At 30.8% G+C, this 17,057-nt stretch carries 15 protein-coding genes, 1 riboswitch and 1 other annotated feature; of the genes, 3 read left to right on the top strand and 12 right to left on the bottom strand.

What is annotated here, in order from left to right; all coding sequences use genetic code 11:
- Positions 1 to 105: 105 nt before the first annotated feature.
- Positions 106 to 310, bottom strand: a binding site (T-box leader).
- 49 nt (positions 311 to 359) lie between these two features.
- Positions 360 to 1,466 carry a sporulation integral membrane protein YtvI gene (gene ytvI / locus bsdtb5_RS00365; protein ID WP_271714077.1) on the bottom strand — a complete coding sequence of 369 codons (1,107 nt, stop codon included), beginning with the start codon at positions 1,464 to 1,466 and terminating at the stop codon, positions 360 to 362.
- Positions 1,467 to 1,563: 97 nt separating this feature from the next.
- Entirely contained in the window at positions 1,564 to 2,022 is a 459-nt protein-coding gene (locus bsdtb5_RS00360; protein ID WP_271714076.1) for an Lrp/AsnC family transcriptional regulator, read from the bottom strand.
- A 453-nt stretch (positions 2,023 to 2,475) separates the two neighbouring features.
- On the opposite strand from bsdtb5_RS00360, the gene bsdtb5_RS00355 reads away from it, so the two are divergent.
- Entirely contained in the window at positions 2,476 to 3,906 is a 1,431-nt protein-coding gene (locus bsdtb5_RS00355) for an aspartate ammonia-lyase (RefSeq protein ID WP_271714075.1), read from the top strand.
- 121 nt (positions 3,907 to 4,027) lie between these two features.
- Here bsdtb5_RS00355 and bsdtb5_RS00350 read toward each other — a convergent pair whose 3' ends face one another.
- The 6 genes from bsdtb5_RS00350 to bsdtb5_RS00325 all read right to left on the bottom strand — a co-directional run bounded on the left by bsdtb5_RS00350 (position 4,028) and on the right by bsdtb5_RS00325 (position 9,897).
- A complete protein-coding gene (locus bsdtb5_RS00350) occupies positions 4,028 to 4,564 on the bottom strand; it encodes a DUF5662 family protein (RefSeq protein ID WP_271714074.1) in 537 nt (178 codons plus the stop codon).
- Between the two features lie 89 nt (positions 4,565 to 4,653).
- Positions 4,654 to 5,388 carry an RluA family pseudouridine synthase gene (locus tag bsdtb5_RS00345; protein ID WP_271714073.1) on the bottom strand — a complete coding sequence of 245 codons (735 nt, stop codon included), beginning with the start codon at positions 5,386 to 5,388 and terminating at the stop codon, positions 4,654 to 4,656.
- 23 nt (positions 5,389 to 5,411) lie between these two features.
- A complete protein-coding gene (locus tag bsdtb5_RS00340) occupies positions 5,412 to 6,101 on the bottom strand; it encodes a response regulator transcription factor (protein WP_271714072.1) in 690 nt (229 codons plus the stop codon).
- Positions 6,094 to 7,593, bottom strand: coding sequence for a HAMP domain-containing sensor histidine kinase (locus bsdtb5_RS00335; RefSeq protein ID WP_271714071.1), 1,500 nt, complete (start codon positions 7,591 to 7,593; stop codon positions 6,094 to 6,096). The genes bsdtb5_RS00340 and bsdtb5_RS00335 overlap by 8 nt, the downstream gene beginning before the upstream one ends.
- 388 nt (positions 7,594 to 7,981) lie before the next feature.
- Entirely contained in the window at positions 7,982 to 9,169 is a 1,188-nt protein-coding gene (gene metK / locus bsdtb5_RS00330) for a methionine adenosyltransferase (RefSeq protein ID WP_271714070.1), read from the bottom strand.
- A 241-nt stretch (positions 9,170 to 9,410) separates the two neighbouring features.
- A riboswitch (SAM riboswitch) is annotated at positions 9,411 to 9,506 on the bottom strand.
- 97 nt (positions 9,507 to 9,603) lie between these two features.
- Positions 9,604 to 9,897 (bottom strand): metal-sensing transcriptional repressor, encoded by a 294-nt coding sequence (locus tag bsdtb5_RS00325; protein WP_271714069.1) that lies wholly within the window; start codon positions 9,895 to 9,897, stop codon positions 9,604 to 9,606.
- Positions 9,898 to 10,249: 352 nt separating this feature from the next.
- On the opposite strand from bsdtb5_RS00325, the gene bsdtb5_RS00320 reads away from it, so the two are divergent.
- A complete protein-coding gene (locus bsdtb5_RS00320) occupies positions 10,250 to 11,362 on the top strand; it encodes an HD-GYP domain-containing protein (protein ID WP_271714068.1) in 1,113 nt (370 codons plus the stop codon).
- A gap of 190 nt (positions 11,363 to 11,552) precedes the next feature.
- Here bsdtb5_RS00320 and bsdtb5_RS00315 read toward each other — a convergent pair whose 3' ends face one another.
- The 4 genes from bsdtb5_RS00315 to bsdtb5_RS00300 all read right to left on the bottom strand — a co-directional run bounded on the left by bsdtb5_RS00315 (position 11,553) and on the right by bsdtb5_RS00300 (position 16,420).
- Entirely contained in the window at positions 11,553 to 12,851 is a 1,299-nt protein-coding gene (locus tag bsdtb5_RS00315) for a UDP-N-acetylglucosamine 1-carboxyvinyltransferase (RefSeq protein WP_271714067.1), read from the bottom strand.
- 322 nt (positions 12,852 to 13,173) lie between these two features.
- Positions 13,174 to 13,677 carry a shikimate kinase gene (locus bsdtb5_RS00310; RefSeq protein WP_271714066.1) on the bottom strand — a complete coding sequence of 168 codons (504 nt, stop codon included), beginning with the start codon at positions 13,675 to 13,677 and terminating at the stop codon, positions 13,174 to 13,176.
- A 25-nt stretch (positions 13,678 to 13,702) separates the two neighbouring features.
- Positions 13,703 to 15,562: an ATP-dependent nuclease gene (locus bsdtb5_RS00305; protein WP_271714065.1), complete on the bottom strand. Its 1,860-nt coding sequence runs from the start codon at positions 15,560 to 15,562 to the stop codon at positions 13,703 to 13,705.
- A 111-nt stretch (positions 15,563 to 15,673) separates the two neighbouring features.
- Entirely contained in the window at positions 15,674 to 16,420 is a 747-nt protein-coding gene (locus bsdtb5_RS00300; protein WP_271714064.1) for a flavin reductase family protein, read from the bottom strand.
- A gap of 201 nt (positions 16,421 to 16,621) precedes the next feature.
- Here bsdtb5_RS00300 and bsdtb5_RS00295 point away from each other — a divergent pair, with 201 nt between their 5' ends.
- Positions 16,622 to 16,960, top strand: a complete 339-nt coding sequence (locus tag bsdtb5_RS00295; protein ID WP_271714063.1) for an Ig-like domain-containing protein — start codon at positions 16,622 to 16,624, stop codon at positions 16,958 to 16,960.
- Positions 16,961 to 17,057: the final 97 nt, after the last annotated feature.

Below are 17,057 nucleotides of genomic sequence, written 5' to 3'. Positions count from 1 at the left end.
TATTAACGATCGTAAGACACCCTGTAACTATAAAGTTACTTAAAATCACCTAGTCTTAATATAATAAGATACAAAAAAGACAAATAAAAAAAGCCGTCATATCCACAAAGGGACCGAACGACTTCGGTGGTACCACCCTAATTAACTAATCAAATTAGTTCTCTCATACTCCATTAACGCTAGAATCACGCTGTATTTTCATACAGAACTCCAAGGTAGGTTCTATGGTAAATAGATAAGAACTCCCACCAGCCGTTCTCTCTCTTTAATCTATTTCATACCATATACTATTCCTTTTCACCGTTTCTTATAAATCTGATTTTATTCTACATCCTACCATTTGTCAAGGCATTTCATTTTTAGTGCTTCTTCCAAAATTTTAGAATATTCATTTTTTCATTTTTATTAGTTTTGACTATCGATTTCATTTCCAGTTCTGGACACAACGACTTTACAATAGCAATAATTAATACTAATGCAATCGGGCCTAGAATAAATCCAACAACACCAAAAAAATTAACACCCAAATACATAGACATTAATGTAAAAATCGGTTTAATACCTATACGATTACCAAGTAATTTTGGTTCTAAAAACTGTCTGGTTAACTGGCATAATAGATACACCGTTAATATAATCGCCGCTTGATAAATATTCTTAGTTAATAACAGAATAATCGCCCAAGGAACAAGAATAAATCCACTACCGAGAACTGGAAATGCATCAAAGATACCAATCACAATACCAATTAATAATGCATACTTATTTCCTATCAGAAATAATCCACCAGTACAAATACTCGCCGTTATTAACATAAGAATTCCTTGTGCCCTAAGATAAGCAATTCCCGCTTCTGCAAGTTTACTTATCACTATATGAAGCTCCTTATAAAAAATAAAATTCTCATAATACATCTTCATAGAATCTAAGTCTTGTATAATTAAGATTACCGCTAATAGTATAATAAATATTACAGTAAATACTCCTACTGCCTTTAATACAATAGAAAGAGTCTGTTCCGTCATCATCGGCATGATATTACTTTCTATTGATATCAGAAAATCGTTAACATTCTTTTGAACAATATTTAAAACAGTTCCTTTAGACAATTCAAAAATCTTTTCCAGACAATTGCACCCATCATTCATATTTGACAGTACTACTGATTGATAAATCGGTAAATTACGAATGAGCATCCTAGCTTGTTGTGCTACTTTAACTCCAACAAAACATAGAATCAAACACAAAATTACTACCAATAATAAGAGTGTTATCAAAGCCCCTATTGATTTCGGTAGCTTTAACTTATGATTTAGGAATTTTACCACGGGCATGATTGCAACAACTAGAAAATATGCCAATATAAATGGATATACATAAGGTAATAGATAACGAAATGTTAGAAAAACAAAGACTGTTGCGCCTAACATAATAAGCGCTATTCTAATTTTTCTTTTGTCCTGCAAGCAACCACCCCAACAAATATTATTTATGGTTATTGTCTGCATTTTATACTATCATATTCCATCAAATTGAATTTACATAAAATTTCATAATCGATTACTACTGCTTAATCTCTTCATCAATAAAATTAACATTAATTCCTCTATGTTCAACAGCTGTAGAGAAGACTATCTGAGTGCTTGTTCTTCCATATTTCTGTAACTGCCCGATGAACATATCAAGTTCCATAGTGCTTGGAAAAGCTACCTTAATAAGCATCGAATATGTACCCGTAACACAATTGCATTCAATTACATTCGGACAATTTTTAATAAATGGATAGAATTCAGCCTTTAGTACTGGCTCCATCTCAAGGTTTATAAATGCAGTAATATGATATCCCAATTTTAATTGATCTACGTTGGCATGATATCCTGTCAATATTCCTTCCTTTTCAAGACGTTCAATTCTTGCTGAAACCGCGGGTGATGATAAGAAAACCTTTTCTGCTAATAGTTTTAATGGCATTCGAGCATTTTGTTGCAACATTGTAATAATCTCTTTGTCGATTTTATCCATATGAACTCCCATCTGCGTGCTTTTGCACACGTATCATTGTGAGGTGTGAACTTGATAGTATGTCTTATTAATAATAATATCCACCCTAAATTACTTAATTTATTATAGTTATAATACTACCAAAGATAAACTTTGTCTATTCCCACTTTCATTTATTAAGAAAAATGTACTCAGACTATTTACACAATCCTGATTAATAAAATAAAGAATAATTACCAATAAAATTGTTTTATAATGCCATATTCTAAATTAAGTTCTTTCTTTCGTTAATCCTCTCAACCTATTTACGAATCCTATCATTCATGTTATTCTTCCATAGGATTTATTATTCAACAATGTAAAATAAATTCAAACATAAATTTTGTACATATAACTCTGTATTATGGAGTAATATTTAATCCCATATTATGAGCTATTATTATACCTACATATATTATGAAAGTGAGGTTACCTATGAATACTCGAATTGAAACAGATTCTATTGGAAGTTTAGAAATACCTATGGAGGCTTATTATGGAGTTCAAACTCTAAGAGCGAAGAATAACTTTAATATTACAGGTAAACCTCTGCATGCGACATTTATTAAAAATATTGCACTACTCAAAAAAGCTGCTGCAATTACCAACCGTGATGCCAATTTTTTAGATTCTGATAAAGCAGTTGCTATTATTAGTGTTTGTGATGAAATTATAGAGGGCAGGTTACATAATCAATTTATTGTCGATGCAATTCAAGGTGGTGCAGGTACTTCTGCTAATATGAACGCAAATGAGGTAATTGCTAATCGAGCAATTGAGCTCTTAGGATATCCCAAGGGTGATTACTCCATTATTCATCCAAATGATCATGTAAATATGGGGCAATCTACGAATGATATTATACCAACTGCTGGTAAGCTAACGGTATTAGAACTAATCGATCCACTATTACTTGAATTAAATCGACTACATTCTGCATTTATGCAAAAGTCTAAGGAGTTTAACACAATCATAAAAATGGGGCGTACTCAACTGCAAGATGCTGTTCCTATGACCCTAGGGCAATCTTTTCATGCCTACTCCTCTGTATTATTAAGAGATATTAACAGAATCACTGATGTTAAGAAAGAAATGCAAACAGTAAATATTGGGGGAACCGCAATTGGAACCAGTATTAATGCACACCCTTATTATCTTCATAATATTACTAAGAATATTAATAAATTAATCAATCAACCACTATCTCAATCTGATGACTTAATTGATGCCACACAAAATCTTGATGGATTTGTTACAGTCTCGAATAGCTTAAAGACTCTAGCAGTGAACCTTTCCAAGATATGCAATGATCTAAGGTTATTATCTAGCGGTCCCAAAACAGGCTTTGCTGAGATAACCCTACCAGCGAAACAAAACGGTTCTTCCATTATGCCAGGTAAAGTTAATCCTGTTATTCCTGAGGTCGTATCTCAGGTTGCCTTCCATGTTATTGGTAATGATGTTACAATCTCTATGGCTGCTGAAGCAGGTCAACTAGAACTGAATGCCTTTGAGCCTGTAATATTCTATAACTTATTTGAATCTCTAGATTCTCTAAAGGGAGCTATTGAAACATTAATTGATAATTGTATTTTAGGAATTACTGCAAATGAAGAACATTGTAGAGATTTACTTGAATCAAGTGTAGGTATAGTTACCGCATTATGTCCTTATCTAGGATACAAAAAATCTGCTGAAATCGCCAAAGAGTCCTTAACAACTTGTATTCCTGTTAAATCTATTGTTCTAAGAGATCATTTAATTGATGATAAAGATTTAGAATTGATTTTAGATCCTATTAGCTTAGCAAATATGGATAAGGGCTGCGGAGCAACTCTTAGGATTAAAAAAGTTGCTTCTTTATAAAATTATAGAGAGGGCAAAGCTTGGCTCATTTATTGGGAAATCTTATGTTAATGTACTGCGTGTATATAGCTAATACTTTTGGATATTAAAAGAGTGTGAAAAGAATTCAATCCTTTCACACTCAATATCCATGCCTTAATACAACATCTTTAATGTAATGAAGTGTCTTATCCTCTCCATCACTGGCTAACATTAATAATAATTTTTCAAGTAATGCTCTTGTATCCTTGTTCATTATAATTCTATGTTTACCCTTTTCATAATACTCAAGAGGATGCCTATTGGTATAAGTATTCTTATTGTAGTTCTTAGATGCACACATACGATCAATGAACATCTCTGCCACATATTTTACTGGCATCTTCATCCCTACCATACCTTCACCACGATTTACACTATAGTCTATCCAATATTCAAAGTGATGCTTATTACGGCCTTTATGATGAAGCCAAGCAGAGGAATACCCCTTTTTCATACGTTCTGCATTATTAGGACTTTCTGTTCCCTGATAATGCTTAATACCTACGATAAATTCAGTGGGTGAATATTTTGATAAATCATGCAGTAGCCCTTGTCGATAAAGACCCACTCTAAAGCAATATTTCATTACTAGTAACTTATGATTTGTTATTGTGCAAAAATGATGAATCGGTTTCATATCTATCCCCTCTAATCCAAGTAGACGTTTCGTAAAATAGTTTCTATATAATCTACACTATTTATGAACTGAATTTAATACTAACAGAATTATAGCAGATTTTTAATGAAACTAAAATTACAAAATGGATTTTCTAAGGGATATTTTTGAAATTCCATTTCTTTCCCCGTCTTAGGATGAGTAAATCTTAATTGATAAGAATACAATGCAACGTTAATCCATCCTTTATAATCTTTATACTTTGGATTATACTTTGTATCTCCCCACAGTCCTAGCTTAGCATTTGACATCTGGACACGTATTTGATGGTGCCTTCCAGTAATTAATGTCACTTCAACCAAGGAAGCTTTCATCATCTCTTCTTCGTCTTTTTGAGTCTTACACTCTGCTGTTTCTAATATTTTATAGGTTAGTTCTGCTTTTTTACCATTTGCATCCCTTTTACTTGTAACTTTGGACAAATTGGTTCTACCATCTTTCACCAAGAAATCCGTTAAGCTATATTCTTTTCCAACTTTTTTACTTAAATCTGCAGTAACTACAGCCAAGTATTTCTTATGCACTTTATCAAGACGAATCTGTTCACTCAGTGATTTTGCAGCGAATGGCGTTTTGGCAAACACCATAATTCCTCCTACTGGCCGATCGAGTCGATGGACAATCCCTATATAAGGCTCTCCATTTACATCTGTCGTCTCATGGATATAGTTTTTCAATCGATTTACCATATCATAATCGGATGTTTTATCACTTTGTGAAGGTATTCCAACTGGTTTTTCGCATACTATAATATAATTGTCTTCATATAAAATATTAATCTTCATGTGTTATCTTCCTAACATACTATCTATATTTTAAAACGGTAACCTACACCCCATATCGTTTCAATATATTGAGGTTTTGATGTATTAAATTCAATTTTTTCTCGAATTTTTTTAATGTGAACAGTAACGGTAGCAATATCTCCAATAGATTCCATTTCCCATATTTCTTTGAAAAGCTCTTCTTTCGTAAATACATGATTTGGATGCTCTGCAAGGAATGTTAGTAAATCAAATTCCTTGGTGGTAAATATCTTTTCTTCATCATTGACATATACTCTACGTGCAATTTTATCAATTTTAATGCCTCTTATTTCAATTAGTTCATTTTCATTTGTTCCAGTTCCAATCAATCTCTCATATCTAGCTAGATGTGCTTTCACCCTAGCTACTAATTCACTTGGGCTAAATGGTTTGGTCATATAATCATCAGCGCCTAACCCTAGACCTCTAATCTTATCAATATCATCTTTTTTAGCTGACACCATAATTATTGGTATATTCTTTTCTTCTCGAATTCGTTTACAGATTTCAAACCCATCTACGTTTGGAAGCATAAGATCAAGAATAATTAAATTAAAATCCTCTGACAGGGCTCGTTTAACACCCACATCTCCTGTTCCTTCAATGGATACCTCAAAACCACTTAACTCTAAATAATCTTTCTCCAATTCTGCAATGGATTCTTCATCTTCTACTATTAGAATCTTATTCATTTCCTTCCTCCTGTTCCTTCACTACTTTTTTTAAGGTAAAGTAGATGGTAGTTCCTTCACCTTCTACGCTATCCGCCCATATTGTTCCACAATGCTCTTCTATAATTTTCTTTGCTATTGATAATCCTAATCCACTTCCACCTTGCGATGAATTTCTTGAAGAATCCGTACGATAAAAACGATCAAATATATACGGTAGGTCTTCTTTCCCTATTCCTTTTCCATTATCCTGTATCTCCACTCTTATGGAATCTCCATCATCCGATATTCTTACCTGAATCAATCCTTTTTTATTACCTATATATTTAACTGAATTCCCAATAATATTGCTAATAACACGTTTTAGCTGTTCTACATCCGCTGCTACTTTTAATGTTGGGTCCGTATCATTAGTGTATTCTATATCAATATTCTTAACTTCTAAATCCAAGCTTAAATCTTCTATACAATCATTAAAATATTTATATAGATTAATATTTGTAAATGTATATGGCATAGTATCACAATCAATTTTAGAATAGAAAGAAAGCTCATCTACAAGAGAGGTCATATCATTTGCTTTTTGATAAATGGTACGTACATATTTATCCATCTTCTCCTTAGAATCTGCCACTCCATCAATTATTCCCTCAGAATACCCCTTGATTGCGGTTAACGGTGTTTTTAAATCATGAGATATGTTACTAATAAGTTCCCTAGTCTCTACTTCATACTGCATTCGAACTTCAATCAGTTCTTTTAACCTTTTTCTCATATCTTCAAAATCATCACATAATTGTCCGATCTCGTCACAAGATTCTGACTCAATACTAAAGTTGAGATTTCCCTCTTTCATTTTATTAGTTGCAATTCTGAGGGTATTAAGAGGGCTTATTATACCTTTATAGATCCATAAAATTAGTAACGATCCTGTAAATAAAATAATTGTAAAAAATGCAAGGCAAAACTGTATTGCCGTAGACTTTAACTGTGGTACAATCGTATCAACATCTGTAATAACAAAGATAGTACCTTCACTTCCATCTGTATAATAAAAATCCTGTTGTTTTACTAAAAATGGATTTTTACCACCCACATATAATCCACCGTCCACATCTGTGTTATATACACCAAACTTAGGAAGGTTTATTTTTATCTTATCCAGCTTGTCTCTATTCCCATAATAGACGAAATAATCGCCCTTTCGAACAGCCAGGAAGGAATATTTTCTTTTTAACTGACTATTTAGATCATCTAAATAGTTTCTGTCTTCAAATTTATCTGGCGACTTAAGTGCACGCAACTTTATCTCGTTATATACCCCTCTTGTTATTCTATTAAGAATCTGAATAGGGTTCGTAATTACTTGTAACTTCTCTGATTGAACGTCATAGACATGTTCAATTGAATTTACCTGGTAACTAAAGATCACCCCACCTGCTGCAGATATTAATATAATCGGGAAAAAAATTACAGTGACAAAAACGATCATCAGTTTTGACTTTAGCTTCATATTACACCCATTCAATAACACAACCTTATAAGAATGTATTACTGCCATAATAATTGAGTAAAATGAACTTCTCTATGGCATTCCTTTCTGTATTACTTTAGAAGAATTCAGCTTTTTGTTAACTCAGCCATTTTGAATTCTTTGAGACTCATGCCTATACTTCGCATCATTGTATACATTATATCATATTAATATGTAAAACACACCTAAACTAACTCTTACTAATCTAAAGTTTTTATAAATTAACTGGAATTTCAATTGTAATAAGCGTTACAACTTTTTACTGCATAGTATGAGTTAATAAAAAACAAGCTTCAAGAATTATCTTCTTTGAAGCTTGTATCTATTATAAACTAATATAATTTACTTATAAATTCTCAAAGTGTAATTATAGATATTTCTTTAAAACATCTACTTTATCAATTCTTTCCCAAGGAAGTGCTAAATCTGTACGTCCAAAATGTCCATATGCAGCTGTTTGCTTATAGATTGGTCTTCTTAAATCTAACATTTTAATGATACCGGCTGGTCTAAGATCAAAATTATCACGAATAATATCTACGATTTGTTCATCTGTAATCTTACCTGTACCAAATGTATCTACCATAATGGAAGTTGGTTGAGCAACTCCAATTGCATAAGATAATTGAATTTCACATCTTTTTGCAAGTCCAGCTGCAACAATATTCTTTGCTACATAACGAGCTGCATATGCTGCTGAACGGTCTACCTTTGTACAATCCTTTCCTGAGAAAGCACCACCGCCGTGACGAGCATATCCGCCATATGTGTCAACAATAATCTTACGTCCTGTAAGACCACTATCACCATTTGGTCCACCAATAACAAATCTTCCAGTAGGATTAATAAAGAATTTTGTTTTTTCAGTAATTAATTCTTTTGGTAAAATCACATCAAATACATATTTCTTAATATCTTGGTGAATTTGTTCTTGAGTAACTTTTTCATCATGTTGTGTTGATAATACAACAGCATTTAGATGAACTGGTTTACCATCTTCATCATATTCTACGGTTACTTGAGTCTTACCATCTGGACGAAGATAAGATAATGTTCCATCTTTTCTAACCTTACTTAATTGTCTAGATAATTTGTGCGCAAGAGCGATTGGATATGGAAGATATTCTTCTGTTTCATCTGTTGCATAACCGAACATCATACCTTGATCTCCAGCTCCAATTGCCTCAATCTCTGCTTCAGACATTGTATTTTCTTTTGCTTCTAATGCACGATTAACACCCATTGCAATATCTGCAGATTGCTCATCTAAAGCTACGATAACACCACAAGTGTTGGCATCGAATCCTTTATCGGATCTATCATATCCAATCTCACGAATGGTATCTCTTACTATTTTCTGAATATCTACATATCCAGAGGTAGTAATTTCACCCATTACAAGTACTAAACCTGTTGTAATTGCTGTTTCACATGCAACCCTACTCATAGGATCTTGTTCTAATAATGCATCTAGTACTGCATCTGATATCTGATCACAGATCTTATCAGGATGCCCTTCTGTTACTGATTCTGATGTAAATAATCTCTTTTCCATTAAATATCCTCCTTTAAACTCGTCATGAATACTTGCTCTTCATTAGTTTATTTTCTCAAATAAATGAGATAAGCATACTCTTAAACAATAATAATTATTTAAACAATATTTTCTTAAGCTTATTTTGTTGATTTTAACGTTTTCATAATAAATATAAAACATCAAGTTAAAAACTTTAGTAAATATTCAACAAAAAAAGCCCATCTAAGATGGACTTGATAAATTTATCTTCAATCAAATCCTCTTATTGTTCGATTACTCGCTTAGATTGGCACCTTCCAATAATGGGGTTGCCGGGTTTCATAGAGCCTTCACTCTCCACCTCTCCTAATAAGAGAAAATATACATATTTAATTTTATTTTTTATTATCTGTTGATATAGCATAACCTATTTTTCATAATTCGTCAATATATTTTGTTTTTTTATTTTAATTTTATTTCATTAATTTTTGAAGAGCTTTTAATAATTCTTCGACAACTTCATAATCACCAGCCTTAATATCCTCAACTACACAAGTTTTTATATGATTACTAAGTAGTACTTTATTAAAACTATTTAATGCTGATTGTATTGCCGATACTTGTGTTAATATATCAATACAATATTCATCTTTCTGAACCATGTTCTTAACTCCACGAACTTGGCCCTCAATTCGATTCAAGCGATTGATCAGATCTTTATACTCTTTTTCTTCACGATGTTTGGTTTTACAGCATTCATGTTCCATATTCTTCCCTCTTTTTTACGATAATTATCTTATTTGTTTGCATAAATATTTACTGAATCAAATTCTATTGATAATACAAATCTATGTTCTCATATCTACTACATTTATTGTAATCTATCTATTTCGGTAAGTCAAAATGTATTCATACAATTCATAATTCTATTACTCAATTTTCGGTTTAAAATCTTATCATAATTATGTCTTTACTTTCAATTTTTCTATGCATTGTCTATAATTTGACACTGTTCAATTTTTTTTACCTATGGTATACTATTTTTATAAATTTTACCGATATATACATTATATATTGCTTTACTATAATAAAGGGGCATTATCAATAAGGGGAGAGACAATGAACATAAGACGAATTCCAACTAGTCAAGCAACTCCAGGCATGATTGCTGCTGATGATATTTATGCATTTAATGACTTACTTGTAATTGCTAAAGATACAGGGCTGACTGATCGTATTATAACCAGACTTAAGTTTTATTCTATTGATGAACTATCCATTTTTATTCATGAAGATTCAGACGAAGCAGAAATATCATTTGAAGATGAACCTACACCTGAGCCATTTATAGATGAAATGCTATACTCAAAGAAAATTCGTGAAAGCGAAGAGTTTAAATCCTTTTCAAAAGATTTTTCAGAATCTGTATCTACACTATCAGATTCTTTTCATAATATTTCATTTAATAAAACTCAGATTAATTGTGATGATCTCTTAGCAGATTGTAATAAAATATTATCTAATAGTCGTAATAACCTTCATTTATTTGATATGCTACATTGTATCAGAGAGTATGATGATGAAACTTATACTCACTCCATCAATGTTGCACTTATTTGCCATACAATAGGTAATTGGATTAACCTATCAAAAGAAGAGAATGATATACTAACTCTCTGTGGCTTACTTCATGATATTGGTAAAGTGGAGATCCCAGAAAATATTATAAAAAAACCAGAAAAATTAACAGTAGAAGAATATGACCTAATCAAAAAGCATACATTAAAAGGCTATCAAATATTAAAGGATCAGGATATAGATATCCGTATCAAACATGCTGCTTTATTACATCATGAAAGATGCGATGGAACTGGATATCCGAATGGATTTACGAATCGAAGTATTAATGACTTTACTAAGATTGTCTCTATAGCAGATGTATATGATGCAATGACTTCTAAACGTGTATATCGTGGTCCATTATGTCCTTTTGAAGTAATTGGTATCTTTGAAAATGAAGAATTTAGTAAGTATGATCCCAAATACATCCTTCCATTCTTAACAGGTATTGTGCAGACATATTTACATAACGATGTTATTTTAAGTAATAACAGGCAAGGTAAGATTATATTAATAAATAATCATAATTTAACAAAACCAGTTGTACAAATAGGTACAGAATTTGTTGATCTCTCAAAAGAGCCTGACCTTTTCATTAAGGAAATTATATAAAATTGTAATTTAAAGTAATTAAATAAATATACGAAAATTTTAAATAAAAACTATAATAAAAAAGATAAAAATACTATAAATAATTTTCTAAATATTTATAGTATTTTTTTAATAATATAATTTAAAGTGGATATAATAAATAGTGTTTGAAAACATTACTATTTATTATATCCACTTTACTGTTATCTATTTAGCCTACTTTTAATTTGAACTTTTGAATTGCTTTTTCATCTTCTACATCTACTTTAGCCATATTTGCTCCAAGACTTTGCATCTTTTTCTCAAATCCTTCATAGCCTCTTTCAACATATCCAATTTCTTCTACTATTGTAAATCCTTCTGCTACAAGACCCGCTATAACTAATGCAGCTCCCGCTCTTAAATCAGGAGCACTTACTATTGCCCCAGTAAAGCCTTTTACACCATCAATAATAGCAGAATTGCCTTCTACTTTAATACTCGCTCCCATACGAACAAGTTCATCTACATATTTGAATCGATTTTCAAATATGCTTTCTGTAACTATGCTAGTTCCATTAGATAATGCTAAAAGAGCTGTCATCTGTGGTTGCATATCTGTAGGAAAACCTGGATATGGTAATGTTTTAATATGAGTATGACCTAATCTTTCTTTGGCTATAACTCTAACTGCATCATCATATTCTTCTACTGTAGCACCAATTTCTTCAAGTTTTGCTGTAATAGCTTCAAGATGTTTAGGGATTACATTCTTAATTGTAACATCACCCTTTGTTGCTGCTGCAGCAAGCATAAACGTACCAGCTTCAATTTGATCAGGAATAATAGAATATTCACATCCTTTTAATGATTCAACACCTTTAATACGAATAACGTCTGTTCCTGCACCTTTAATATCAGCTCCCATACTGTTTAAGAAGTTAGCAACGTCAACTACATGAGGTTCTCTTGCTGAATTTTCGATTATAGTTTGCCCTTTTGATAGACAGGCAGTTAACATAATGTTAATTGTTGCACCAACACTTGCAGAGTCTAGGTAAATATGACTACCTTTTAACTCTTTTGCTTCTGCTCTAATCATACCATGTTCAATAACCACTTTCGCTCCAAGTGCCTCAAATCCTTTAATATGTTGATCAATTGGTCTACTTCCAATATTACAACCACCTGGTAAAGCTACTTCTGCAGATTTGTACTTGCCTAATAAAGCTCCTAATAAATAATAAGAAGCTCTTATTTTACGAATAAATTCATAATCAATGCTCATTAGATTAATATTACTTCCATTAATTTTTACTGCATGATCATTAATTCTTTCTACTCTTGCTCCAATTGCTTCTATCGCTTGTAATAAATAATTGATATCACTAACATTTGGCAAATTATCTATAAATACCGTATCATCCGTCATTATTGCTGCTGCTAATATTCCAAGGGCTGCATTCTTTGCTCCACCTATTGTTACTTCTCCAACCAATGGTTTCTGTCCTTTTATAATATATTGCTCCATGGCACACCTCTATTTTATCTACTTGAAAAATTACTGTTTGTTTTAGTCACATGAACCTATTTATTATGAATTAGATTACTTACTATCTATATGAATTAATATTAATTAATACTAATTTTTAATATTGCAAATTCGTTTCATACAAAATAATGAATTATAAAAAGTTCAGTTTAGGTAAAAATATACAGAATCTTTCACTTTATTTTGTTATTTTTCTACAGTTAAGATTATACCACAAACTTTTCGTTTGTAAATATAATATTATTACTATTATAATATTTAATAAATCCTTATCTTAATAGTAACACTTTAGTCATATAATTCATTGTTTCGTATTTATTAAGCGAACTATTTCTTCTACTGCATTTTCTACATCCATATTTTCTGCATCCACAATTACATGTGCATATTTTTGATACAAAGGACAACGTTCATTGTATAAGCCAAGTAAATTCTGACCTTCTTTTAGTACAACACCCCTTTGCTTTATATTGCCAAGCCTATCTTCTAGTGTTTCATAGCTTAGCTTTATGTATATTACAGTACCAATTTCCCGAAGATGCTCCATAGCCTCTTCTCCATAGATGACACTGCCTCCTGTTGCAATAATAGAGTGTGATACATTAATTTTACTATTTACTTTGTTTTCAATCTGAATAAATCCTTCTATTCCTTCTTCTTCAATTATATCTTTTAACAATCTCTGCTCTTGTTCTTGAATTAACAAATCAGAATCAATGAATTGATAACCTAATACTTTTGCTAACACTACTCCAACTGTACTCTTACCTGCACCTGGCATACCAATTAATATAATGTTATTCATAACTAGTCTCTCCTTTGTTTTTGTATTATTTCATCTTCTTTCTATTCTCAAAGTAAATAAAAGAGTCAATAGAATCAAGAATATCTTTAAAATCCTCCCTTGGAGCAACTTCAATATATTTCTTAAGAATTTCTTCTTCTGAACTTCCATGATATTTACCATAAAAAATATCAAATAGATTATGGCCTCTTACGTACTTCTTAATTAGTTCAATATTTTCTTTTATATCATTCTTAGAATTAATTCTTACTCCAGATTGTTTAATCATTCGTTTGAAACTTGGCAGTTTATATAAATAATCTTTGTATTTCGTATATAATACATTGTAGAAATCTTCTTGATTTTTAATAACGCCTATTTTCTCCATAACTACTGGATCTAGAAAATAATTCTCAAATGAATAGTAATTTAAGATAAGAACATTCTTAGGAGTTACATTTGGAAGCCCTTCTATATCTTCTTTAGCTCTCTCACTATAATAATTACATAATTGCTTAATTAAATATTTCGGATTTTTTCCATCACTATCTCGAATCATTAGAAATTGATCTTTTAAGTATAATTTATTTATATATTTTAGATTAGCATAAGTTTTTATATTGGTACAGCTATTTGTAGGGATAATTGTTATTCTCTGTAATTTTCCAGATTCATCATAGATTTCTTTATAATATTTTTCTAATAAAAGTGGAAGTCTATTACTATCTTGTTTACCCTCTACAATAAATACAAAACTTACATTCATTAAATCATTTGCTGTATAACCTAGATCATCTAATATTTCGTCTATATCTGTATTTTTATTAACGATTGTAAAATATTCTTCATCTAACATCACCTGTTTTATTTGTTTTGTCGAAAAATTGAATATCATGTTAGGTGAATGTGTACTAAAAATAACCTGATTCTTTTTAGATAATCGATATAGAATTTCACTCGCAACTTTTTGAAGTTGTGGATGCAAATACATCTCAGGATCTTCAATCATAATAATACAAGGAATTGTATTCTCTTCTTCAATATATGTCTCAAGTAGCGATAACGCATAGATGCTTCTTAAGCCTTCACTTAATGTATGAAGCGATCCGTATGTGTCTCTTTCTTTATTATAAACTTGTGTCTCAATTTTAAACATGTCTTCTACATTAAAATCAACATCATATTTTATCTCTCTAGAGGTCCCTCCATTAGCACGAAAATGATTATTTACCTTATCTGAGAATTCACTTAAATTCATATTGTATAACTTATATTCTAATAATCTTCCTGTCTCATAGGCAGTCAATTCATCAGGTTTCTTTTTATTAATGACACCTATGCATTGAAAGCATCGGTTACAAGGTTTTGCTTTATCAAAAATACATTGATTATCGCGAAATTCTGTAATAGACTGTTTATCATAAAATCGAATAACATCATTTTGTATTTCATTCAGATTTCTTCTATGGTCAATATGATATATCTTAGGGAATATCTCTTTAATATATAAATTATTTCTTTTGAACCCATCATCATATTTGATTCTTCCATTTTTGATAATACATTGAAATGTGATAATTCCATTTTCTAATGATTGTAGTCTTGAATTAAATTCTTTCGTCCAGAGATCATAACGCTTATACTTACTAATTATCCTATTAGAATGAAAGTACAGCATATCCTCTTCACTGATTTCTACTTTCATTTCAATTACAATACTCTTCTCTGGTTCTAAATAATCATCGTTTTTTACTATATATTCTCCAGATATCGCTCTGATTGCGTCAATAATAACTGTTTTTCCAGTATTATTTTTCCCTACTAATATTAGCGCCTGATCCACTTCTTCTATAATAAGTTCACGTATTGATTTAAAATTCTTTATACATAAATAGTTTATCTTCACATGCTCACCCAGTCTTTGTATAATTCATTCTACTTTATTGTATCTAGCGTATTGATTTTTTGATACATTCGATTGATGGTTATTTTTTGCATATTACTATTTTTGTTTATATTATTTTTTTCTGTTTGGAATATTTTTATTTTTAGTGCTTATACTATTTTTGATATTGTTTCTTTTATTTTTATTAATCTCTTTTTTATTATTATCTTTTTTATTACGTTCAGTTTTATTAACTTCTTTTTTATTAATTAAGGTTCTTTCTTTTTGTGTATTATTAGTATCCCCCATCTTTTGATTTTTACGACGAATAGAGTATCCAAAAGTACCAAGTAATTTACCAATTCCATAATATTCTCCATGGGAATACACAATTGGATTCGCCTTATTCAATTCGAATTTTCCGCGTTCATTCATATATTTTTTATCAACATGAACACCAAGTACCTTTGCTATAAACATATCATGAGAACCAAGTTTAAGGATTTGTTCTACTTTGCATTCGATATTAACTGGGCATTCCTTGATGTATGGAGCTGTAATTTGATTACCAGTTACTGCAGTTAGATTCATTTCTTTAAATTTATCGATATCTCTTCCTGATTTAACACCACAATAATCTACAGCCTTTACAAGATTCTCGGTTGTTAAATTAATTACAAATTCTCCAGTCTCTTTTATGATATCATAGGAATATCTCTCTGGTCGAACAGATATATAAACCATTGCTGGATTCGTACATATTGTTCCTGTCCAACCTATTGTTATAATATTTGGCTTATAACTTTCTCCGCCTACACTAACCATTACAGCAGGTAATGGATAAACCATATTTCCAGCTTTCCAAAATTCTTTTGACATATATTTATATCTATCCACCACATAGCAAACTTCTATCAGATAAGCTACCTCCTCAAATAAATTAAAAGAGGTATTATGTGGCGATCCTTTCTATATTATTCTACTATTATTTACCTTACCTACAATTTACTCGATTTTACGACAACAAACTTATTGCTTTTTAAATTATATGGAAATATAATATTAATAAGAGGTGATGAAATGGCGAATTATCTTAGCATCGAGTCAACATCCAATGGAGATGAAAAAAAGGTAAAGCAAACTCTTAAATTTAAAACTGGCAAATTTGTTTGGAGAATTAAATTTAATATACCACTCGATCCTAGAACTGTGAATAACGTAAATCTTTACGTAACCAATCTTAAGAATGCACCACTAAGAACATCTATAAAATATGATAGTGTTAATAATTACATAGAGATTGAACCAGTCGAAGCTTATGCTAAAGATGAATCCTATATTCTTAATATCACCAAAAATGTAAAATCAGCAGGTGGTAAATATTTAAAAAGCTCAGTTAAAGTTCAATTTAAGTTATAGGTACTTAGTCCTATGACTTTATTCTATGTAACTGATCTTATATATTTATTTCATATCTATTATAATTTATCGATTTAACTAATAAATAAGACTCACT

The organism is Anaeromicropila herbilytica (assembly GCF_016591975.1).
In the GTDB taxonomy this organism is placed as follows: Bacteria; Bacillota; Clostridia; order Lachnospirales; family Lachnospiraceae; genus Anaeromicropila; species Anaeromicropila herbilytica.
The sequence above is the reverse complement of the archived record's forward strand: the minus strand, read 5'-3'. Positions and strand labels throughout refer to the sequence as shown.